The sequence below is a fragment of the Segatella salivae F0493 genome (assembly GCF_000477535.1).
GTDB lineage: Bacteria > Bacteroidota > Bacteroidia > Bacteroidales > Bacteroidaceae > Prevotella > Prevotella salivae.
In genome coordinates this window covers 177,045-200,407 of sequence record NZ_AWGW01000006.1, presented here as the reverse complement: position 1 = coordinate 200,407, position 23,363 = coordinate 177,045, and the positions used below count along the sequence as shown (strand labels likewise).

Below are 23,363 nucleotides of genomic sequence, written 5' to 3'. Positions count from 1 at the left end.
ATTTGCATAGAAAGTAATTTGTTAAGTTTCACAATATGATATATACCCTATCAGGTCCTCAACATATTGATACGACGATTCAACTCCCACCAAGTAAGAGCATCAGTAATCGTGCCCTGATTATCCAAGCACTGGCAAATGGCAACCTTGTTCCACGCCATCTTAGTGACTGTGATGATACAAATGTCATTGTCGAAGCCCTCAAAACAAAGAGCGAAACCATAGATATCAAGGCAGCAGGAACGGCAATGCGCTTTCTGACGGCCTATCTTTCAGTGCGCGAAGGCGAGCATGTGCTCACGGGAACTGACCGCATGAAGCAGCGTCCGATAGGCGTTTTAGTAGATGCTTTGCGCTATCTTGGCGCCGACATTCAGTATGAAGGCGAGGCGGGTTACCCTCCTTTGCGTATTAAAGGACATCCACTGGCAGGAGGATTCATTGAGATTCCGGGTAATGTTAGCTCGCAGTTTATCTCGGCATTACTATTGATTGGTCCGATGCTTGAAAAGGGATTAGAACTCAAACTGACTGATGAAATTATCTCCCGGCCTTATATTGACCTCACGTTATGCATGATGAGAGACTTCGGAGCAATAGCCGATTGGACGGATGTTGACACTATCCGTGTCGCTGCCAAAGCCTATTCAGCACGCGATTATTATATTGAAAGCGATTGGACAGCCAGCAGTTATTGGTATGAAATCATGGCATTAGCGGATGATTCAGAGGCCGTTGTGAGATTGGAAGGCCTGATGGATGGTTCGAAACAGGGCGATTCAGTCGTTAAATACATCTTTTCGCTCTTGGGAATAAAGACAAGTTTTGAGACCACTGCACCCGGTGTGCCCAATATCGTGACGCTACATCGGCACAAATGTCTATTGCCTCGTTTAGAATATGACTTCACTGGGTCGCCTGATTTGGCACAAACTGTGGTGGTAACTTGTGTGAATATGAACATAAAGTTCCACTTTAAAGGCCTCTCTACCCTACGAATTAAGGAAACAGATCGCATAGAAGCCTTGAAAACGGAGTTGAGAAAGTTGGGCTTTGTGCTTCAAAGTGTGGGCGATGATGAACTACTTTGGGATGGCGAACGATGCCAACCATCCGATGAACCCATTGAAACCTATGAGGATCATCGCATGGCTTTGGCCTTCGCTCCAGTGGCTTTGAAACGCCAAGGCTTGCAGATTAACAACCCAGAAGTAGTGAGTAAGTCGTATCCCGATTACTGGAAAGATCTTCAAACAGCAGGTTTCACGTTATGATATATTTGGTTTTTGCACTTGTTTTCTTAGGCCTCATCACGGCATTAGGTTCATTTTTGGGTCGAAAGAAGGGCGAAGAAGATGCTCCTCTCATCTTAAACGACTCGTGTTCTACGTGTACAGGTGAGAACGATCAGTGCGAACAAGAGTGTATGATGGAGGCCGCCACCAAGGAAATTGAATATTATGACGATGAAGAACTTGACCGTTTCCGAGGTCGTTTGTCGGAAGATTACACTGACGAAGAGGTCGAAGCGTTTGCAGAAGTGATGCTAACGATGCGCCCAGATGAGGTAAAGGGCTGGAACAGAAGCCTCATTTTACGTGGCATAAACATGCCAAATCAGATTAAAGATGACTTTATTGCATTAGTAAATGATTGACATTTTACATTATAGTTTCTTTCAAAATGCGTTGCTTGGCGCCTTACTTGCCAGTGTTGTTTGTGGCATAGTAGGCACTTATATCGTAACCCGTCGCTTGGTATTCATTAGTGGTGGCATCACACATGCATCGTTTGGAGGCATTGGTTTGGGTGTACTGATGGGCATTAATCCCATCCTTTCGGCCATGATTTTTGCCGTATTGAGTGCCTTTGGGGTTGAATGGATGTCACGAAAAGGTGCTGTTCGCGAGGACTCCGCTATTGCAATGTTCTGGACTTTCGGTATGAGTGTGGGCATCATTTGTTGCTTTTTATCTCCTGGTTTCATGCCCGATTTGCCGTCGTTCCTGTTTGGAAGCATCCTGACAATAGGCACATTAGACCTTTATTTGCTTGGTGTGCTCTCGGTAATTGTTATCCTTTGCATGATCTTCTTCTACAGAGAAGTGCTCAGTGTGGCTTTCGATCGCACGTTTGCAGAGTCACAAGGGCTGCCCGTTCGATGGATAGAATACGGCATGATGGCATTAATTGCGTTGACGATAGTATCTACTTTGCGCATGGTGGGTATCGTCTTAGCCCTCAGTTTGCTTACAATTCCACAGATGACTGCCAATCTTTTCACGCTGAACTATAAGCGAATGATGTTCCTTTCGATTGTTATTGGGTGGGCAGATTGTTTATTTGGTCTTGCCATGAGCTATTGGTTGAATGTTCCTTCGGGTGCATCCATCATCTTTTTCAGTATCATTGTCTACGCCATTGCAAAGTTGTTGTTGAGAAAGTGAAGCATTTCGCACCATATTCCATTATCCTTTGTCTCGTTGTTACGATGCTTTGTTGTTGTTCAACGCCGCAAAACACGGCGCGAACCAGGTGGTGGCAGGCTTTCAATACACGCTATAATGTTTATTATAACGGTTCAATGGCTTACATAGATGGGGCATTAGAGCGTGAGAAAAGCAACAAAGATAACTTCACAGAGATGCTTCCTTTGTACACAATTGGCAACAAAACAAGTCGTGGTTTGGGGCAAGCTGGCTTTGAAAAAGCAATAGAAAAGTGTGAGAAAGCAATCAAACTGCACAGCATTAGACGTCATCCCGTGTGGGATAAAGACCGAAAGAAGACTGCCGAAGATATTGAATGGCTCAACCGAAAGGAGTATAATCCGTTCATGTGGAAGGTCTGGTTGCTCATGGGTAGAGCCCAATTCCATGAAGGAAAGTTTGAAGATGCAATATCAACCTTTGCATATATGAGCCGACTTTACGCCACTCAACCTGCTATTTACCAACGAGCGCAGGCATGGTTAGCTAAGAGTTACATCGAAGCGGGATGGCAATATGAAGCTGAAGACGTGCTACGTAACATGCAACGAGATTCTATTTATTGGACGGCTAAAAAGGAATGGGACTATACTTACGCTGATTATTTTATTCATATCGGGGACTATCATAAGGCAATTCCCTATCTTCAACGCGTCATTAGCCATGAGATGAGACGCATACAAAAGGCACGTGAGTGGTTTCTTTTAGGACAATTGTTCAACGAAACAGGTCAAAAGGCAGAAGCTTATAAGGCATTTCAGCATGTGGTTAGACTCAATCCACCTTATGATTTGGCTTTTAATGCACGCATAGCTATGACAGAAGTGGTCGACGGAAAGCCCAAACAATTGATTGCTAAGCTTCGACACATGGCGTCATCTGACAATAACAAGGAATATTTAGACCAGGTTTATTACGCCATTGGCAATCTCTTCTTGTCACAAAATGACACACTTCATGCCATTGGAGCCTATGAAAAAGGCAGTGAACTCAGTACACGTAACGGCATAGAAAAAGGTGTTTTACTGCTTAAACTCGGTGACCTCTACTGGCAACGGAATAAGTTTGGCGATGCAAAACGATGTTATGATGTGGCCATAGGACTATTGGATAAGGACCGGAAAGACTATCAACAATTGGCCGAAAGACAACAAGTGCTCGAACAACTTGTACCTTATACCGATGCCGTTGAACTGCAAGACTCTCTTCAACTGCTTGCCAAGATGTCGGAATATGACCGAAATGTAGCCATTGACCGCGTGATTTTAGCCCTTAAACACAAGGAGAAAAAGGCACAAAATGACGTTTCATCTATCGCTAATGCAGGTGAGATGACGGCACAAAATCCTACAAATGCAACTTTCAACACGCCGACTTCGGCAGATAACAACAATCAACAAGCCACGTGGTATTTCTATAATCCCATGACCGTTGCACGTGGAAAGGAGATGTTTCAAAGGCGTTGGGGCAAGCGAGATAACATTGATAATTGGCAAAGAATCAATAAAACGGTCGTCGCGTTACCAACAAATGATACTGCGGATAGCCTCGAACAGCGAAATGAAACGCCACAAAAAGTGAACGACCCAGCGTCAGATCCTCACCAAAGAGAATACTATCTGCGCCAGATTCCGTTGACTTCTGCTCAGTTAGCTGCCAGTAACAAGGTGCTCGCTGATGGGCTTTTTCACAGTGGAATCATCTTTAAGGATCAGTTAGATAACCTTAATCTCAGTGAGAAAGCATTGCTTCGACTCATCCAACACTATCCAAACTTTGCGCACATTGACGAGGCTTTCTATCATCTTTACTTGCTTTATGCAAGGCGAAATGACTTTACACATGCCGAAGAATACCTCACTCGCCTGCGCCGAGAATGTCCAAAAAGCCAATGGACAGCCTTGCTTAACGACCCCTATTATCAGGAAAATGCGCGTTTTGGAAAGCATATCGAAGACTCACTCTATGCAGCTTCCTACACCGCTTTTAACGAATCACGCTACCATGAGGTATTAGCCAACGCCCAATTGTCGGCAAAACGTTTCCCCAAGGGAGCCAATCGCGATAAATTTTTGTTCCTTTCGGCGCTGAGCAAGCTTAATGATGGCGATGCAAAAGGATGCTTGCAAGACCTCAATACGCTACTATCCACGCATCCAGAAAGCCGACTTGGCGAGATGGCGGGCATGATAATCAATGGTGTAAAGGCTGGAAAGACCTTGCATGGGGCTAAGTTTGACATGACAAATGTATGGAAACGACGCAGTGAAGTGCTCAACGATAGCGACTCGATTCAGTCGGTTAAGTTCAACACTGAACGCAATGTGGGCTTTGTTTACATGTTGGTTTACCATCCCGATTCCGTCAATGAACATCAACTTCTCTTTGCTTTGGCAAAGTATAACTTTACGAGTTACCTTGTCAGAAACTTCGATATACAGATTGAAGACGCACAGGGCATGCACAGAATAATGGTGAAAGGGTTCCAAAACTATGATGAAGCATTGCAATATGCACGTCAGTTACATCGCCAACAAAGCATCATGCAGCTCACGAAAAGGGCGCGACCATTTATCATTAGCGAACAAAACATGGAACTCTTGGGCCGACAATACAGCTACGATGACTATAGTTTGTTCTATCAAAAGCATTTCGCGCCACTGCGAATCAGTACGCTTCAGCTGCTAACGGAGCCTGTTCCATCGACAATAAAGGCGCCCGAAAAGCCGCAAACTGCCGAGGAAATAGACCGCGAACTCGATCGAATCATTCAGCAGGACAAGGATGTTTATCCCATTGACACGGTGATAACGCCTGCTGTAAAGGGGCAAAATGCTGGACAAGGTCAGCCTCAAAAGCAGCCCACCAAGCCCGAAAAGCCACATAAACCAACACCGGTGAAGAAGCCGGCGACACCAGTTAAGCCGGTTAAACCGCTTGACTTAGACGATGAATATTATGATTTAGATGGATTCTAACTATGAGTAATGGAAAATTATTGTGGGTAGATGACGAGATAGATCTATTGAAAGGTCACATCATCTTTCTCGAAAAGAAAGGTTATCACGTAGTAACGATGAGCAATGGTGTTGATGCTATTGAGCTTTGTCGTAAGGAATCGTTTGACCTTATCTTGCTCGATGAGATGATGCCAGGCCTTACTGGCATCGAAACGCTACAGAGAATAAAAGACATTCTGCCTGAAACGCCTGTGGTAATGGTAACAAAGAGCGAGGAAGAAGATATCATGAATCAAGCTATTGGGCGTAAGATTGCCGACTATTTAATAAAGCCTGTAAACCCTAATCAGATTCTAATTGCGCTGAAAAAGAATATTCATCATCGCGACATTATTAACGAAGTGACGCAAAGCGGCTATCAACAGGACTTTCAAAAGATTACACTTCAAATTGCAGATTGCAAGAATTGGAGCGATTGGATGGCCGTTTATCGGAGATTAGTGAAGTGGGAATTAGAGCTAAGTACAGCCGAAAACCACATGACAGAGGTGCTACAGACACAAAAGGCTGACGCTAACCATGGCTTTGCCAAGTACATTAAACAGCATTACTTAGCTTGGATGAGTGGAGAAGAAGACCGTCCTTTGATGAGCAAGGAGGTCTTTAAGCGTGTGGTTTTCCCGCTCTTGGATAAGCAAGAAAAGGTATTTTTGCTTGTGATTGATAACTTTCGGTATGACCAATGGCGTGTATTGGCTGCCGAACTTGCCGAGAGTTACAACATCGAAGAACAGCTTTACATGAGTATTTTGCCTACCGTTACCCAATATGCGCGCAACAGTTTATTCAGCGGCTTGATGCCCGACGAGATTCAACGGCTTTTCCCTGACCTTTGGGTAGATGAGGAAGAGGCCGATGGAAAGAATCTACATGAAGAGGCATTGATAGCGGGTTTGCTTGCGCGTTACCGCAGAAAACATCGCTTTAGCTATCATAAGATTAGCGAATCTCAGTCGATTGATCAGCTGTTGAGCCACTTTTCAGAACTTCAACACAATGATTTCAACGTGTTAGTCGTTAACTTTATTGACATGCTTTCACATGCGCGCACCGAGTCACGCATGGTGCGTGAGTTGGCAAACAATGAGTGCGCATACCGCAGTATCACACAAAGTTGGTTGCGATATTCGGGAATTGCCGAGCTGTTTCGCCTGCTCAGCCGCACCAATTGCCGTGTGATTGTCACCACAGACCATGGGAGTATTCGCGCCAATCGGCCGATAAAGATTGTTGGAGACCGCAATACGAACACGAATTTACGCTATAAGTTGGGCAAGAATCTTAACTATGAATCGCGTCAGGTGTTTGAAATCAGCAGACCACACGAGGCACATCTGCCTGCGCCCAACCTCTCAACATCGTATGTTTTCGCCCTTGGCGATACGTTCTTTGCCTATCCCAACAACTACAACTATTATGTGTCATACTATAAAGACACGTTCCAACATGGTGGCGTTTCAATGGAAGAGATGCTTATTCCGATAGGCGTGATGCGGGGAAAGGCAACAGAAAATATTTAGAAATCAAATTCATGAGAATCTTCTCTGCATGCCTTGGCATGACAAAAGGAGATTAAAAAGTAAACAATATGGAAATAAAAATCAAATCATTAGACAACATCCGTGAGGCCGCTAAAGCCTTTTTGGATGGTATGGGAACGGGTAAAGTCTTCGCGTTCTATGGCAAGATGGGCGCAGGAAAGACTACTTTCATCAAAGCAATCTGCGAAGAATTGGGAGTAACCGATGTGATTACATCGCCTACTTTCGCTCTTGTCAACGAGTATACTGCGGCAGATGGCAGTCCCATTTATCATTTCGACTTCTACCGAATCAAGAAACTTGACGAGGTGTATGACATGGGATATGAAGATTATTTCTATGGAGGTAGCCTCTGTTTCCTTGAATGGCCCGAGCTTATTGAAGAGATATTGCCCGAAGATGTGACTAAAGTCACGATTACAGAAGAGGCTGATGGCAGCCGAAAGGTAGTGTGGTGAGGCACTATTATCGCGTGTCAAACGCCATGATATGAGTGGACATGGGATGCAAATCTTTCTTGTTTGCATCCCGTGTCCTCTCGTCTTATAACACAAGCTACGGCATTTTTAACTTAGAAATACAGGCTATGGAATCCTGTTCTTGTAAAGTTTATTCGCCATTTTTTAACATTTCAGGATACGACCAAATAGAAATTTGAACGCCCTTTGAACGCTTGTTTTTCATGTTTTTAAGATGATTGTTGCATGAAAACCAAGAGATTGCAATGTAATCTCATGCAGATTACACGATAAAGTCAGGCTTTTCGTCTTATGAAATGAAGCATATTATGGCCTTATTTCATACAGATTACACGATATTTTTATGCTATTTCACAACATATTTCGGTACTAAGCGCGTAAGGTTTTGATAGTCAATGATTTTCAAACTGCCCAAAAACTGCGCATTATTGCTATCAGTTTGAACTTCGTTTCAAATAAGCTCGTTTTTAGAAAGCATTTGTAATGATAATTCGTTACATTCAAAGCATAAAAAGAAGTGTGATTCATCTTGAGCATTTAGGATGCAAAAAGTTAGACTTTTCCTTATTAAAACCATTTGCAAACACCTTATTTATGCATCTTTTCCACTAAGAAACATCTTCTGAAAGCAAAGGGGTTGTGCCACAAATACCATGCCTTAAGAAGTTGGATTCTTAAGGATGATAAGCCACTTTACTTTCATTAATAATGGCAAAGCTGTGTTGTTACGATAAAAATAATATCAGTTGCCCGGTATGTCTCACGGCTTTTGTCTGCCGAAAACATTGACATAGCAATGAAAGGCATGTCATGCGAAAGTGTCTTTTTAGGATAACGGAGCGTGCTGGGCAGCTGAATTGTGTGTGATGTTGCGCGAATTTATCACGCAACATCATTCGTTATTCAATGGTCCACGTGTCGTTTGTTTCGAGTAACTCCGTGAAATTATGATATTTCTTTCGGCCTTTTACCTCATCAATCTGGCTGTAAATGCACGACTCATAGGTAGGCGCTTCGACATCACGGATAACACCCAAGGCTACGGGAAAGCCGTGTTCATTGTCCATCATGGCAAGTTTCAGCTGCAAAGTATTGTCTTCACAATGGGCATCATGAATGAGAATATCTTCTTCTTTGACGCCATTTTCACCGATTTTCACTACTTTCAATCCGAAGCCTTCTTGCATAAGACCAAACTCTTTGTCTTTACCGAAGCGCATAGGTTTGCCATGTTCCAAATAGATGGCATGCTCACTACGACCTTCACGCGTATAGATGGGGGCGTAAGCGCCGTTGTTAAAGATCATACAATTCTGCAAAACTTCGCACACCGAGGCCCCTTTATGGCGCTGAGTTGCCTTGAGCATTTCGACAGTATGTGTGCCATCGTTGGCTACTGTGCGTGCAAAGAAGCGACCACGAGCACCAAAAGACAGTTCAGCTGGACGGAAAGGGTCTTCTACAGTGCCGTAGGGACTCGACTTAGAAACAAAGCCTCGCGGTGAGGTTGGAGAGTACTGACCTTTTGTTAAGCCATAGATTCGGTTGTTAAGTAATACGATATTGATGTCAATATTACGTCTTAGCGCGTGTATAAAGTGGTTACCGCCGATGGCAAGTCCGTCACCATCGCCCGAGATTTGCCACACTGTGAGTTGCGGATTGGCTACTTTCACGCCCGTAGCTATGGCAGCTGCCCGCCCATGTATTGTCTGCATAGCGTATGTATTGACGTAGTAAGAGAGACGACCACTACAACCTATGCCCGAGATAACAGCGGTTTCATGGGGTGGTATGCCCAATTCGACCATTGCTTTATGCATTGAAGCCAAGAAGAAATGGTCTCCGCAACCAGGACACCAACGTGGCTTTCCTTTCTTAAAATCATTTATTTTGTATTCCATGGGATTCATTTATTCGTCTATAATCTGTTGAAAAGCTTTGGAAAGTGTGTCAACCATGAAAGGTTGTCCTTTCACTTCATTGTATTGTCTTGGGCAGAAGTTGTCGATTTTCATGCGTAAATAGCCTGCAAACTGACCTGCATTTTGTTCTGCAACAACCACTTTTGGATAGGCTTTAAGTACAGTTGCCGTGTTCTTGGGTAGCGGATTGATGTATCGGAAGTGGGCAAGTGCGACCTTCTTTCCTTTCTTTCGCAGCTCCTCCATAGCCGTATAGAGATGTCCAAACGTACCCCCGAAGCCCACAATCAATAGGTCTGCATCGTCTTTATCACCCAAAACCTTGAGTTCAGGCACAGGGATGCGCGCCACTTTCTCGGCTCTTAACTTCGTCATGAGATGGTGGTTTTCGGCTTTATTCGATATAACTCCGGTGTCACTATCCTTTTCCAATCCGCCAATAACATGCTCATAGCCTTCCATTCCGGGTGTAGCCCAATAGCGAACAAGCGTTTTTGGGTCGCGCAAATAAGGGGTATAGGCCTCTGAAGTGTCTGGTTTGACAAGGTGAGGATGTATCTCTGGCAAGTCGTTTACATTCGGAAGACGCCACGCTCCCGAACCATTTGCGATGTAAGCATCACTTAACACGACGACAGGTGTCATGTGTTCGACAGCCATCTGACAGGCATTATAAGCTGATTGGAAGCAATCGGTGGGCGAAATTGGGGCTATCACGGGCATGGGACTATCCCCGTTGCGACCAAACAACACTTGAAGCAGGTCACTTTGTTCGGTCTTTGTCGGCAAGCCTGTAGACGGTCCACCGCGTGTAACATCAATAACAACGAGCGGAAGTTCGTCCATTACCGCCAAGTTCATAGCCTCTGATTTAAGACAAATGCCTGGACCTGAGGTGGAAGTAACGCTTAGTGAGCCTGCAAAAGAAGCTCCTATAGCCGTCGAGCAGGCTGCTAACTCATCCTCACACTGCATGGTTACGATGCCAAGTGACTTGTGTTTGGACAATTCAATAAGGATATCTGTGGCGGGAGTAATGGGATAACTGCCAAGAAAGAGTTGCATTTTAGCTTTCTCTGCGGCTGCAATGAGCCCATAAGCCATGGCTTTATTGCCCGTGATATCCATGTATCGGCCGGGCTTTTTGTGGATAGACTCAATGCGATATGTGGCAGGAACCGACGCATGTGTATTGTGTCCGTAGTCGTATCCAGCATGAAGTACACGGATGTTACACTCTGCAATATGTGGCTTATCTTTGAATTTATGCGCAATATACTCTACAACTTTCGTGCGACTTCGGTTGAATAACCAGCAAACGATGCCCAAAGCAAACATATTTCTGCATTTCAACACCGTCTTGGGATCAACATTTTCGCCCTTCAAACAAGCCTTTACCATCGATGTTATGGGGCAAGCTACGACGTGATCAGGGTTAATACCGAGTTCCTTTAGATAGTTATTCGTTTGGAATTCGGCTTTACGTAGGTCGTCTTCTCTAAACGAATCAATGTTCAAAATGATAGTAGCTGAGGGCGAAGCATACTGGATTTGCGTCTTCAAAGCAGCCGCATTCATAGCCACTAATACGTCACATTGGTCGCCAGGAGTAAGCACTTCATCGTCTCCAACCCTTACTTGATACCCACTAACTCCAGTCAAAGAGCCTTGTGGAGCGCGTATATCTGCAGGATAATCTTGAAGAGTTGAGATACTGTTTCCAGCCGTAGCTGACACTAAGGAGAATATGTTTCCGGCAAGTTGCATGCCATCTCCCGAGTCACCTGAAAAGCGAATGACTACTTGTTTGAGTTCTTTTATTTCGAGTCCTTTCATGGGTTAATAGATAATGTCGCATCAAATATATGGTAATTAAATTAGAAAAGCAAGAAAAAATGCAAGAAAATGGAAAATATTTTCTTTGCGTTCATCTTGCCTTTTATAGAAGTATTGCATCTTATAGGATGCAAAGTGCAGGATGGAATGCCTTTAATCGTCAAGTTATATGATTTCCATAGTCATGCTAATGTCGTTGATTGGTCGATCACTTCGATTAGTTTTAGCTTGTTGGATACGTTCAACAACGTCTAAACCCTCAACAACTTCTCCGAAAACGGTATATTGATTGTCGAGAAAAGGAGTGCCCCCTATTGTGGAATATGTTTTGATTTGTTGGGCCGAAAACGTCAAAGGGTGTTGTTTACAATAACTTTTTGCTTCGTTAATGAGCTGTTCATGCAGTTCAAGTAGACGCTCACGATCTCGGTTTCTGCGTAGTTCCATGGTCTCATCTCTATGAGATTTGAGCAACGATTGAAACACTTTCTGTTATAATTTGAAGTCTCTGGTCTCCACCTTATTTATATATGGTGTGCTGACGACTGACATTCCATGTTATGATTCGACTGAAATAGCCTCATGTTTGAATGCAAAATTATACCTTTTTCTCGTTTATCGGTGAGATGTATTGATATTTTTTGCATGATAAAATGAGGCATCTCTCGTTGTTTTAACAATCATTAATGTGTTCAAAGTAACAATTGTTACCAAGCCATTGCAAACAGTTGATATACCTTTGCGCCAGAATTTAGGATATAAACAAATACAAACATTATGACAGAAAACAAGATGTTTTGTTTCCAATGCCAGGAAACAGCAAAAGGAACTGGGTGTACTATTCAAGGTGTTTGCGGCAAAACAGCCGATACAAGCATGTGGCAGGATCTGCTGTTAAGCGTAGTTCGCGGTATAGGAACAGTCGATCATTGTCTCAAAAAGGCTGGAAAAGAGAGCTTACCTGCTGTAGAAGGCTTTATCACGGATGCTCTTTTCACGACCATTACGAATGCAAACTTCGACGATGATGCTATCCTTCGTAAGGTAACGGATGGCATTGTATTGAAGAAACAGCTAATAGATAAGGCCAAAGAAGACGGAGTTTCTCTCCCCAACTGGCCTGAAGTGACATGGGGAGGCAATGAAAATGATTATGAATCTGAAGGAAAACGTGAAGGCATTCTACGCATAGAGAACGCTGATGTGCGTTCTTTGAAAGAACTTACGATATTGGGTTTAAAGGGAATGGCAGCCTATTATGAGCATGCTTCACATCTTGGCGAGCATAGTTCTGCTATCATTGACTTCATGAGTGAAGCGCTTTATACGGTTACTGACCCTGATTCGAGCATGGAAACACTGCTCAATTGTGTGCTCGCAACAGGCAAATTCGGAGTTGATGTCATGGCATTGCTTGACAAAGCCAATACAAAAGTCTACGGAAACCCAGAGCTTACAAAGGTCAATATCGGTGTAGGCAAGAACCCAGGTATCTTGATTAGCGGTCACGATCTTAAGGATATAGAAGACCTTTTGAAGCAAACTGAGGGCACAGGTATTGATGTTTATACCCACGGTGAAATGCTTCCAGCTCACTACTACCCACAGTTGAAGAAGTATAAGCACTTGGTTGGTAACTATGGTAATGCCTGGTGGAAGCAAAAAGAGGAGTTCGATACCTTCAATGGACCAATTGTTTTCACTACGAACTGTATTGTTCCTCCCTCTCCAAAGGCTTCTTACAAGGATCGAGTATTTACTACTAACGCTGCAGGATACCCTGGATGGAAACATGTAGAGGCTGGACCTGACGGACACAAAGACTTTTCTGAGGTTATCGCTATGGCCAAAACGTGCCAAGCTCCAACTGAGATTGAACACGGAGAGATTATTGGTGGCTTTGCACATGCACAGGTTTTTGCACTTGCCGACAAAGTAGTTGAGGCAGTAAAGAGTGGAGCTATCCGCAAGTTTGTAGTCATGAGTGGCTGTGATGGGCGTATGAAGAGCCGCAATTATTATGAAGAATTCGCCATGAAGTTACCGAAAGACGTCGTTATTTTGACAAGCGGTTGCGCGAAATTCAAGTATAACAAGCTCTCTCTTGGCGACATAAATGGCATCCCTCGCGTATTAGATGCAGGACAATGTAACGACTCTTACTCATGGGCTGTAGTCGCTTTGAAGCTTAAAGAGATATTCGGAGCGAACGATATCAACGACCTTCCTATCGTGTTTAACATCGCATGGTATGAGCAGAAGGCTGTAATCGTGTTGCTTGCACTCTTGTCTTTGGGCGTAAAGAATATCCACATAGGTCCAACTCTGCCTGCTTTCGTTTCAGAAGGGGTATTAAAAGTACTTGTTGAGAACTTCGGTTTAGGTGGTATAACGACCGTAGATGAAGACATGAAGCGCATGATTGGCTAAGTTTTGTCACACATTATATAAGAAAAACCGCATCGAGTTAGCTGCCCGATGCGGTTTCTTTTTGTAGTAAAACAGAATCATTTATGTTCTTTTCTCTTTCACTTTCCGTTCTTTTATGCCTCTTTATGCACCATGAAACAAGTACTCTTTCTGCGTGTCTAACGTCATTTGAGTGAACAAATCGTTGAGTAATTGGTCGGCAACATCAAGTGCACGATGCAACAAATGGTCAGAGAATTGCTGCAACATTGTGTTTGCTCGTTGTGGATTATCTTTGTAAATAACGAGATATTGCGTTTCAAAGTCATGCTGCAATCGGTCATTTTCAATCTCCAACTGCGCGTAACGGTCTTTGATTATCGGTGCATACGCATTGTAATTCACCATACCCAACGTCATCACCTTACGGAATTTCCAGTATGCCGACTCATGATCTGCTGTGTTACGACCACGAGTATAGGCTTCAGGTACATGCTTAACACCTTGATAAAGCGGTAAGAATACACCGAGATCTGCCATGCCAAGAGCGACATAAGTGATATGACCTATCGCCTGAGGGAGGTTAGGTCGCACTTGAATTATATGCGTTTGAGTCGTTCGGAAGATAGAAACTGGGCGATAAGGTTCCTTGCCATTGTTGTGCAAATAAGGGTCATGTGCAGTACCATCATAATGGAATCTAAACGCATTTCGCAACGTTTGAAGACTTATTTCCTTGTCTGCTTTAGCGAAGACGGGGAAGGTATTACGGGCTACATCGTTTTTAATCGAGGGCGAAAGTAGCTTTTGTATGCCCCAAACACGTGGGTAGTTATAAGTAAAATCATCACGATCGGCATCCTTACAATCATGAGAATAGGCCTCATGGAAATCGAATTTACCTTGCTTTGGGTCGTAAAGTCCGTTCTTTTCTGCAAAAGAAATCAACCCTTCCGAAGCCAAATAGTTCTCTTTATCATTAGGATCATAGTCGCGAAGTCGGCTTTGATTGCCCGTAACAAAATACTTATCACGTGGCATTTTGCATGCTAACCAGTGATGACCACACGCGTTTTCAAGGTACCAAGTCTCTTTATCATCGATGAAACCGATACCGAAACCTTCGGCCGAACCATACTCTTCTATGAGTTTTCCCAGTCGTTCTACACCCTCACGTGCCGTGCGAACATAAGGCAATACGATATTATACGTGCAGTTTTCTGCCAGTCCATTCTTCACATAAGGGTCGAATTCAAGCGCTTTATTGCTACTAAATATAGTCTCAGTTGAACTCATTCCCACGCCAACGCTATTGAAACCAGCACTTCCCCACTCACCAGGAAACTGATAATCTGGCAGTGCTGTGTAGCCCAAAGCCGTCTTAGGAAGCGGACATCTAAATTCACTATCCTTGGCAACAAACTCAGATGGGCCATCGGTTGTATCTTCATGAAACTCATAATTGATAGCCATCATGGCATCAAAATCACTTGATCGGCAAAGAAAATGCGAGCTGTCATTGCTCATTTGGTCACCAACGATGATGGTTGTACACTCAGAAGGCAGTGTAGAAGCTCTCTTCATATTATTTTTTTTCATCTTTTCTATGTTATGTTTTTATTTATTTTGTCAGACACATTAACTGTTCTGGCAGTTGAAATTGCTCACAATTGAGGTGTTGCAACAGCTGTTTCCCTTCATCAGTGATATTGAATCGCATGCAACGCTTATCTTCTTTGCAGGTCTGCCGACGGATAAGATGCAGACTTTCCATTGAGGCAATAACCTTAGATGCATTAGAAGGTGTGAGATTTAGCTCGTCGGCAAGTTCTCCCGAGCTAATGTTCTCGTGCTCAGCTACGATACATAGCAGCACAGCTTCATTCATGTTCAAATGCAACTGCTTTTGAAGCGTAGCCTCAAAAGCAGTGATATTTCGGTAAATGTCTCTGATTTTACAAATACATTCCCTATTCATTGTCGTGTGATTATTGTTTAAGCAATGTTTTCTTGATAGCATCTTCCAACTGCTGTCGATTCATTGCACCTACTTGCATGCTTGGTTTTCCCTCCTGAGGAATAAAGAGTAAGGTTGGAATACTACGTATTCCGAAGAACGAAGCAAGTTCTTCTTGTGCATCAACATCAACCTTATAGAAGTCTACTTTGCCTGCATATGCCTCGGCAAGTGCCTCTACTACGGGCGCCGTTGCCTTGCAAGGACCACACCAAGTAGCGTAAAAATCAATCACAGCGGGACGCTTTCCTTCGAATAACCACTCGTTAGGATGCTTATCAAAATCCATCACTTCTTTCTTGAATGCGGCTGTAGTTAGCTCTGTTACTTTCATTTTTTTCTCCTTTACTTGTTTGTTATTGTTTTGCTTTGTCTCTGTAGTAGCCTTATTGTTCTTTTGAGAAGAACAAGCACTTAGCCCTACCAAAGCCGTTAAAGCCATTAAAAATATCGTTTTTTTCATACGCTTTTGTTATCGTTGAATATATCGTTTATGTCCAAATCTCAATGAATATGTTGCAAAGGTAGCATTTATTTTCCAAACAAACAAATTTCCATTGGAAAATAAATATTATTTAACGATTGATTGTTTTCACATTCCTTACAGCTTAAAATCATAGTTATCGCGCCGTATTTCCTTCGTCATTTTAACCTCGCAAAATAGCCGTTATCCTATGGAATAGCAAAAAAGAGCCAGTAAATGAAATGAAACTATAATCCTTTACGGCATCGTTTATTAAATAATAAAAGTCGACTCATTGCCCTAATATCGTTCCATTAAAAGCTGTTTCTGCTTTACACATAAAACATTGGCTATCAAAAGGTTATGCAAAATATTTTCTTTTGTTCGCTATTCTGTGTGGAAACCATTTGCAAGATGCGTCATTTTACCGCATGAAATGACGCTAATCATCGCATGAAATGACGCAGATTATAGCATAAAAAAAGTCATATTAGCGAGGTGAACCCATCAAATGGTATTGTTAGTTGCATCAATCTCTATCATACAATCAAGCGTATCACACCATAAACACATCACTTTATGGGATTACAACGACTGAGATTGAAAAATAAAAGGATAAAAAAAGAGATAGAAAAACATGAGAAAAACACGCTGCAAACATGAGAACTGCACTTTACTTTCTATTTAGTGCTTTCGCAACGTGTGGTAAACAGGCGATCGTTTCAAGCGAAACCACGCCTGCACTTTACACGTTTTTTTATCCCTTTTGAAACTTATTGCGATGCCGCAAGCAACAAATCGGCTTGCTTAGTATGACATTGTCATATCTTCTGGCACACAAATATAATAGTCGGCGATACCCTTATAGTCGTCTTCCAAATGCGAAATATCTTCTTGTCTGACAGCCCTCACAACAGCATAAGTTACCTTTGGCTTGTATTGTAATAAGTAAGGGATAATTCCATCGCGGCTATCGGTGTGGAAGTTTCCATTGAAATGAATAAACTTTCCTGGCAAATTCTGTGCAATTCGCCAAGCCATTGTGGCATCTTTAATTGCTTGTGCCTCAGCAATCTGTCGTGGGTTGGCATTCTTATTCTTACCCATGATGCCCATAAGTGCAAACCCCTGTTCCACGTTTTCATTTGTTTTGAACTGAATCGGCAATGGAGCCATGTAAGACTTTGCCTCTGTTGAAAGTGAATCCAAATAGGCAAGGCCATGCTCTTTCACGGCAGTGGCATAGCGACGTGGCACGTTTGTGGCTATCACTGGCATGTGATGTTCGCGTGCAAAGCTAATCAGTGGGGCATAATCTGTACTGTAATTGGGCCAAAGTCGAGCCTCATCTTCGAAGCGTTCGCCTGAAATCTGGCCTGAAAGATATTCATTTAGGATGAGTTGGTTGTCACTTTCAAACATCTCTAAGCCCATTTTTAAATGCTTTTCGTTAGCCTTGTACAAACTTTCCAATAGCTTTAACTCCAACCAATGCGTGATAACACAGTTATGAATCTCACCAACAAAGACTACATCTACCTTAGAAAGCGCGCTCACCAGCTGGTCATAAGTAATAGCTTTGCCTTTATTGTCATACAAACGATAGGCTTCGGGCTGCTTCTCAGCCCACATATAAGTTGCCATGCACAGCATAACTGCACAGCAAACTAAACGTAAATTCTTTAATATTCTCATTATTTTTGTGATTTATATACAACGATTCGGTGATTCCAATCAAACATTTCATTCACCATTTGCTGTATCATTTCTGGGGTAATGCCATGTAAACATTCCGTATAGTCATTGAAATCTTGCAATGACTCACCATTTTTCACCAACGAGATCAAAGCCGTTTTCCATTCAGCGGGTGACTTATCATTTAGCACTTTGTCTTTCGTGACTAAGAAAGAGCGCTTTAGTTTGTTAAGTTCTCCAGTGCTTACAGGTCGCTCTTTGAGGTCTTTGACAATCTCTTGCAACAGCATTTCAGCCTTCTTTCGATTCTCGTCTTTCAGAGAAAGATTAATAACGAAGTGATATTTCTGCTGTGGAATGCCGTTATATGATAGGTCTACATAGGGCGAATAAACAATATTTTCACTCTCGCGGAGCACTTTCAATACGCGGTCTTGCAACACATCGCGAATCAGTTTCATGCCCAATGTGGCGCGAAGTGACGGCACATAGTTACCCGAAAAGATATAGTTGACAACCGTTTGATGGTCATTTCCGCCCTCAAAACCTTTGGAATAAGGCCGCTTAATTGGTGTAAATGGGTCATTGTTCAAAGGCAATGGCGTTGCTGGTGCTTGGAGTTGAGCAAACGTTGCAACAGCTTTTGGCACCACATGCCCTACATTGAAGTTACCCGTTAGAATGACAGTGAGTCCTGTTGGATTACCAAACAACTGCTTGTAATAGTGGGTTAAGCTGTCTATATTCAGTGCTTTCAGCGTGGCTTTTGTAAGCAATCGTTCACTATTGGCAGTTCCATTCCCCACTAACGAGTCAATTGTGTTCGTCATTAATCGGTCAGAATCGTGTGCCAAGAGCTTATCTAAGAGCGTCTCTTTGCCTAAATTCTCCTGCTCAGAAGCTATTGTTTCGGCGAAATCTTCATGGTTAACACCAGGGAAACACATCTTTTCGTAAACAAGATTCAATAGTGCCGTCGCATGCTTTTCAGGCGAAGAAGCCAACAACTGATGCCAATACGCATCCTCACCCACGGTCATCGACAACTGCTGTTGTGTCATAACAGTCAGCAAAGTGTCGCTTGGCACCTTGGAAAGTCCACCCATATCAACATAACTTACAGCGTCATGGAGTTTCAATTGCTGTTGCGTAGTGAGGTCTGCCGTGCCCCCTCGTCCTATAACAGCAAGGTAAAGAGTGGAGTCTTCCTCTAAGGTTGGACGCACAATCAACTTCACTCCATTTGTCAGCTGTATCTCTTCAACACCAAGTTCCGGCCATTTCTTGCTGTATTTAATGCTTTCATTTGTCATCTTTGGTGTTTGCTTCAAACACAAAGGCAGGCTAATGGTGTCTTCTTTTACCTCTTTTTTCAGCTGAAAAGCATAAGGTTCTATGGAACGTTTCCAACCTTTTTTCCAAGCATTATCAGCCTGTTTGGCGTCAAGAAGACCAGTTTTTGTATCATCAGCAGCGTAAGTATAGGCATACAACCGACTGCGTTTCATGGCTGAAAGAATGCTTTCCAGACACGCTTGCAGCTGTGCACTCGTTGTCATTTTCACCTGATTGCGCACCCACTCCACATCTTTTGGATGCCAAAGTGGACGATCTCCTGCCATGATATAATCGACAAAATCATCACATAAATCAGAAGAAAGCTGCTGTGTTGTATCGGATTGTAGATGTGCAAGACGCATATCAATCAGCTGTTGCAGTTCATCTTTCCCCACGCCACGCTGTAATAGTCGGCGACATTCATAGGAAGTAGCAGCCAACTGCTGTGCCAACTGACTTGAAGATGCACCGCGTAACGAGAAAACAAAATGGTCTTTGTCTGCCAAATACCAATCGTTTGACACATTACACCTTACACTATCGGCTGCAAGACGCTCTGAAAGACATTGCACCAACATACGCATCTGTTGCTTTTTAACCACTTCTGGCAACACCCTTTCAACGATTGTAGCATGTGGAATGATGAGTTCCAGCTTGCTTTCACGCTGCATGCTGTCGGCCAACTGCATCCAAGCAACTCCCTTAGCATAGGTCATCGGCAGCGGTTTGAAAGGCTTTTGATCTACCTTTGCAGGGATTGTACCTAACGTTTTACGTAGCTTTTCAACCACTTCTGCCACCTTCACCTGTCCCACGACAAGCACTGTAGCGTGAGAAGGCGTGTACCAGCGCTGATAGAAAGCCTTTAAGCGGTTACTATCAATACTGTTAATGTCTTGTTCTGTGCCTAAAGGTATGCGGTCAGCATAGCGATTTTGGCCCATTTTTAGCTTGTAGAAGTCGTCATTTTGCTGGTAACTTCTAAGCTCTTCTACTATGACTCCGCGTTCCTTTTTCACGCGTTCATCATCAAAAGTGAGGTCACACAGCCAATCACGAAGGGCTAAGAAAGTCGTATCTAACACTGCTTTGTCCTGCGAATGATAAGGCAAAAAGAGCCAATAGATAGTGCGATCAAAGCCCGTAAAGGCATTAATGTCTCGTCCAAACTTCATACCTTGGCGCTCAAAATAGTCAATCAATGCCCGCTTTGGAAAGTGTTTACTTCCAATAAAGGCACTATGCTCAAGGAAATGTGCCCCACCTCGCTGGTCGTTTTCCTCTTGCAGAGAGCCCACATTCATGACCATTCTCACCTCAATATTATGTCTTGGCAACTCGTTGGGCAAGATAATATAACGCAGTCCGTTATCCAAGTATCCCTCAACAGTGCCATTGGGCAGAGTGATATAGGGATTAACGCGCAAACAAGGTATAGCAAAAGCTCTCCCAACAAATAGGAGTCCGAGTACAATAGCCCAGAAAAGAGTATGTCTAATCAGTTTTTTCTGCATGCTATTCCTTTGGTTTAGCGATGTAAAGTATAGACAACATGCACCTGTTCATAGCCATTTCCATCAGCAAAGTCCCATGGGAACGTGAACGAAAGCGTACCCCTCGTGAAATCAAGTTTTACTGAAGACGCTACCCAATCACTTGGATCGTTTCCAAACACATCACGACTGATATCACTAACTCCTAAGAATCGGCTTGGGTTTAAGGAGCCTCCCATAGACAAGAAGTCGTCATCAATGGTGTAACCCCTAGTCCTTCCCTCTTCTTCTATATTCACAACAGTTCCCTTTTCCTTTTCTTTCAGCAGACGATTCCAAGCCGAATAGTCGTAAGTGAATGGGATTCCTGTGACCATATCACCATAAATATTCTCTATTTGACCTGTAAACGTAACGTTATCATTAGTCGGATTGATACCGATACCATTCAAAGAAGCCGAGAAACTCTCCTTAGCCTCGTCATAGTTGATAGCCTTCACAGCAGCTTTTCCATAAGGAGTCTGCATAAAGAACTCGTTATCGTTTACTGTTTTGCGTTTCAACACATCATAAAGGAACGTTGTTAGTCCCATCGGATTCGTCACCATCTTGAGTGTTGGATGGTCAACAGTGGCATCATCTCCAAGCGTTATGATGCTATAGGCTTTGTAAACGCGTTGCGATTGACCTTGAAAGAACGTCTCTTTGTCGCTACTATTAAATGTAATTGTAGTCTCTACAGGCACCTTTCCTATCAAACGAGTAAGGTCTATGCCATATTTTGTCTTTACATCTGCAATCAATTGCAACTGCGTATCCGTCAGAACAGGAATGTCTGCATCAGGGTTTACCTTGATTTGAACGCCATTTCCAAAGCCCTTTATTAGCGGATTAGAAGACGATGCAACCTGAAGCCCGATGGTTTTACCAACAGAAAGAGAATGTTTTCCATTGGATTTAACACGGAAAACCACTTCTTTTTGCCCAGGTTCAAATACTATTTCATCACTGTCTACTTTCAAAACATGGTCGTCATTGCCTGTAAAAGCAAGCTTAACCGACTCCTTTTTTGAGGGTTCAAAAGCGATCATAGCGTGTACAAACACTGTAGTTGTGTCGTCTTCTGACAAGATTGCATTACCCGGAATGGTAAGTTCGACGCCATTAGTCATGGCTTCTTGCGGTGCATCTTGAGCCTGACAACCAACTAAGAAGAAGGTGGCAGCTATGAGAAAACTATTTAATAATTGTTTCATTCGTTTGTCGTTGAGTTTAATTAGATGGCCAACCAGCATTTTGTTCAACGCTGTTAAACCGATATTCAGACACTGGAATAGGGAAATTCCATCGATAATCAGTAGATGATATCGAGCTACTTGCACTCGTTCCCCATTGAGAATAACGTGGAAGCGATGCCAGATGAGTGCGCTTTAAGTCAAAGAAGTTAACCCCTTCACCTACAAATTCGCGTTGCTTATCTGTGAGAATAAGTTCTAAGAGCGCTTGATTCGTGATGCCAGCAGGTGCTTCTGAAACACCAATGCAATGCCAATAATGATTGATAAGCACTCGAGCAGCTTCGGTTTCTCCCTTTCGGCAGTAGGCTTCGGCTACGATATAATAAGCTCCTGCGTATCGCATTGTATTGATATATGCAGTTGTTTGATTAAGCTTATTGCATCGATTATACTTCCCAAGCAAGGTTCTGACCGTTCCATTCATTACAAATGGATAGGTAAAAGAAGTGTAACGGAGATCTGATGTACCGACATTTAACTTCGGATTTACACAGAAATAATCACCTTCTTGTATACTAAACTGAATATTAGAATAGTAAGTTGAGTTGGTGTTAAATGCGAAAATACGACCTGCATAACTATCCTTTGCCCAAAGATTACTGATTCCTTCGCTTGTAAAATAGGCATCATTAGCTTTTGCTATCACGGCATTTCCTGATGTAATTGCTGTCTCATAGTCTCCTGAATAAAGGGCAACATCTGCCTGAAGATACAGAACTGCCGTCTTTGAAAGCCAGCCATTGTGTCTTGAAGTGCCATCCATTTGCACGGCACCACTAAGCAAACTACGAATGGTTGAAACGCAATCACGAATTGAAGAGCGTTGTTTATCCTCTATACCAAGGTGAGTTTTCAAGATAACTCCAGGCGCATCAGGATTCAAATCATAAGCCGGTGCAAATACTTTCAACAACTGAAAATAACACAAAGCCTTTAATGTTTTAGCCTCAGCAGTTATCGTTTGTTTCTCGTTTTGTTCCTCAGTACTACTTGTTTTCACATTATCCATGCGCTCAAGCAAGACATCACATTGAGCAATTACATTATAATAACCCAGCCAAAGGCTTGGAGCGAGCTTGCTAATCTCGCGATCACTCCAGTTATATAAGTTCAAAGACGAAACATCTTTAATGGAAAGAGAAGTCGGAACGAAGTCATTTCCAAGCAAAGAGAACTCATATTCCGGGTGAGGATAAGCCGTATAAGCCGATGACAACAATGATCTTGCATTCGAAACATTATTGATTGCGTCGGGATCGGAGAACTGATCAAGCGGTGGAATGTTAAGATTGCATGAGGCAAGGGCTACAGAAAGCAACCCCATTACAATGCTTTTAACTGAAAATATATATCGTTTCAT

The 23,363-nt window shown here is 42.9% G+C and carries 17 protein-coding genes; 7 read left to right on the top strand and 10 right to left on the bottom strand.

The genetic code is table 11. The features are described from left to right. The first annotated feature begins 35 nt into the window (after positions 1-35). The 6 genes from HMPREF9145_RS01715 (at position 36) to tsaE (ending at position 7,508) form a co-directional block, all read left to right on the top strand. Complete coding sequence (locus HMPREF9145_RS01715; protein ID WP_021824577.1) at positions 36-1,274, top strand: 3-phosphoshikimate 1-carboxyvinyltransferase; 1,239 nt, start codon at positions 36-38, stop codon at positions 1,272-1,274. Continuing rightward, the gene (locus HMPREF9145_RS01710) at positions 1,271-1,657 is read left to right on the top strand and encodes a hypothetical protein (RefSeq protein WP_021824804.1); all 387 of its coding nucleotides are present in this window, start codon (positions 1,271-1,273) and stop codon (positions 1,655-1,657) included. The genes HMPREF9145_RS01715 and HMPREF9145_RS01710 overlap by 4 nt, the downstream gene beginning before the upstream one ends. Further along, positions 1,650-2,447: a metal ABC transporter permease gene (locus HMPREF9145_RS01705; RefSeq protein WP_021824642.1), complete on the top strand. Its 798-nt coding sequence runs from the start codon at positions 1,650-1,652 to the stop codon at positions 2,445-2,447. The genes HMPREF9145_RS01710 and HMPREF9145_RS01705 overlap by 8 nt, the downstream gene beginning before the upstream one ends. After that, complete coding sequence (gene porW / locus HMPREF9145_RS01700; protein ID WP_021824732.1) at positions 2,444-5,467, top strand: type IX secretion system periplasmic lipoprotein PorW/SprE; 3,024 nt, start codon at positions 2,444-2,446, stop codon at positions 5,465-5,467. Before HMPREF9145_RS01705 ends, porW begins: the two co-directional genes overlap by 4 nt. Positions 5,468-5,469: 2 nt before the next feature. Next, a complete protein-coding gene (gene porX, locus HMPREF9145_RS01695; protein ID WP_021824635.1) occupies positions 5,470-7,029 on the top strand; it encodes a T9SS response regulator signal transducer PorX in 1,560 nt (519 codons plus the stop codon). Positions 7,030-7,097: 68 nt separating this feature from the next. After that, positions 7,098-7,508 (top strand): tRNA (adenosine(37)-N6)-threonylcarbamoyltransferase complex ATPase subunit type 1 TsaE, encoded by a 411-nt coding sequence (gene tsaE, locus HMPREF9145_RS01690; RefSeq protein ID WP_007134456.1) that lies wholly within the window; start codon positions 7,098-7,100, stop codon positions 7,506-7,508. Positions 7,509-8,428: 920 nt separating this feature from the next. Here the strand turns inward: tsaE and HMPREF9145_RS01685 are convergent. The 3 genes from HMPREF9145_RS01685 to HMPREF9145_RS01675 form a co-directional block, all read right to left on the bottom strand. Then, on the bottom strand, positions 8,429-9,433 hold the full coding sequence (locus tag HMPREF9145_RS01685) for a 2-oxoacid:ferredoxin oxidoreductase subunit beta (RefSeq protein ID WP_036906287.1): 1,005 nt from the start codon (positions 9,431-9,433) through the stop codon (positions 8,429-8,431). 9 nt (positions 9,434-9,442) lie between these two features. After that, positions 9,443-11,290 (bottom strand): 2-oxoacid:acceptor oxidoreductase subunit alpha, encoded by a 1,848-nt coding sequence (locus tag HMPREF9145_RS01680; RefSeq protein ID WP_021824788.1) that lies wholly within the window; start codon positions 11,288-11,290, stop codon positions 9,443-9,445. A 165-nt stretch (positions 11,291-11,455) separates the two neighbouring features. Continuing rightward, the gene (locus HMPREF9145_RS01675) at positions 11,456-11,737 is read right to left on the bottom strand and encodes a peptidylprolyl isomerase (RefSeq protein ID WP_021824650.1); all 282 of its coding nucleotides are present in this window, start codon (positions 11,735-11,737) and stop codon (positions 11,456-11,458) included. A gap of 330 nt (positions 11,738-12,067) precedes the next feature. Between HMPREF9145_RS01675 and hcp the strand changes: the two genes are divergently transcribed. Continuing rightward, entirely contained in the window at positions 12,068-13,720 is a 1,653-nt protein-coding gene (gene hcp / locus HMPREF9145_RS01670) for a hydroxylamine reductase (protein WP_021824498.1), read from the top strand. Positions 13,721-13,843: 123 nt separating this feature from the next. Here the strand turns inward: hcp and HMPREF9145_RS01665 are convergent, their stop codons facing one another. From HMPREF9145_RS01665 to HMPREF9145_RS01635, 7 genes are all read right to left on the bottom strand, one after another. Next, entirely contained in the window at positions 13,844-15,298 is a 1,455-nt protein-coding gene (locus HMPREF9145_RS01665) for a C69 family dipeptidase (protein WP_036906203.1), read from the bottom strand. A gap of 22 nt (positions 15,299-15,320) precedes the next feature. Next, positions 15,321-15,677 (bottom strand): MarR family transcriptional regulator, encoded by a 357-nt coding sequence (locus tag HMPREF9145_RS01660; protein ID WP_036906201.1) that lies wholly within the window; start codon positions 15,675-15,677, stop codon positions 15,321-15,323. A gap of 10 nt (positions 15,678-15,687) precedes the next feature. Beyond that, positions 15,688-16,179, bottom strand: a complete 492-nt coding sequence (gene trxA, locus HMPREF9145_RS01655) for a thioredoxin (RefSeq protein ID WP_036906199.1) — start codon at positions 16,177-16,179, stop codon at positions 15,688-15,690. 807 nt (positions 16,180-16,986) lie between these two features. Next, positions 16,987-17,874, bottom strand: coding sequence for a ChaN family lipoprotein (locus tag HMPREF9145_RS01650; protein ID WP_036906197.1), 888 nt, complete (start codon positions 17,872-17,874; stop codon positions 16,987-16,989). Continuing rightward, positions 17,874-20,726 (bottom strand): M16 family metallopeptidase, encoded by a 2,853-nt coding sequence (locus tag HMPREF9145_RS01645; protein WP_021824619.1) that lies wholly within the window; start codon positions 20,724-20,726, stop codon positions 17,874-17,876. Before HMPREF9145_RS01645 ends, HMPREF9145_RS01650 begins: the two co-directional genes overlap by 1 nt. Before the next feature lie 14 nt (positions 20,727-20,740). After that, positions 20,741-21,961, bottom strand: a complete 1,221-nt coding sequence (locus tag HMPREF9145_RS01640) for a DUF4929 family protein (protein ID WP_036906284.1) — start codon at positions 21,959-21,961, stop codon at positions 20,741-20,743. A gap of 16 nt (positions 21,962-21,977) precedes the next feature. Then, on the bottom strand, positions 21,978-23,363 hold the full coding sequence (locus HMPREF9145_RS01635) for a RagB/SusD family nutrient uptake outer membrane protein (RefSeq protein WP_036906195.1): 1,386 nt from the start codon (positions 23,361-23,363) through the stop codon (positions 21,978-21,980).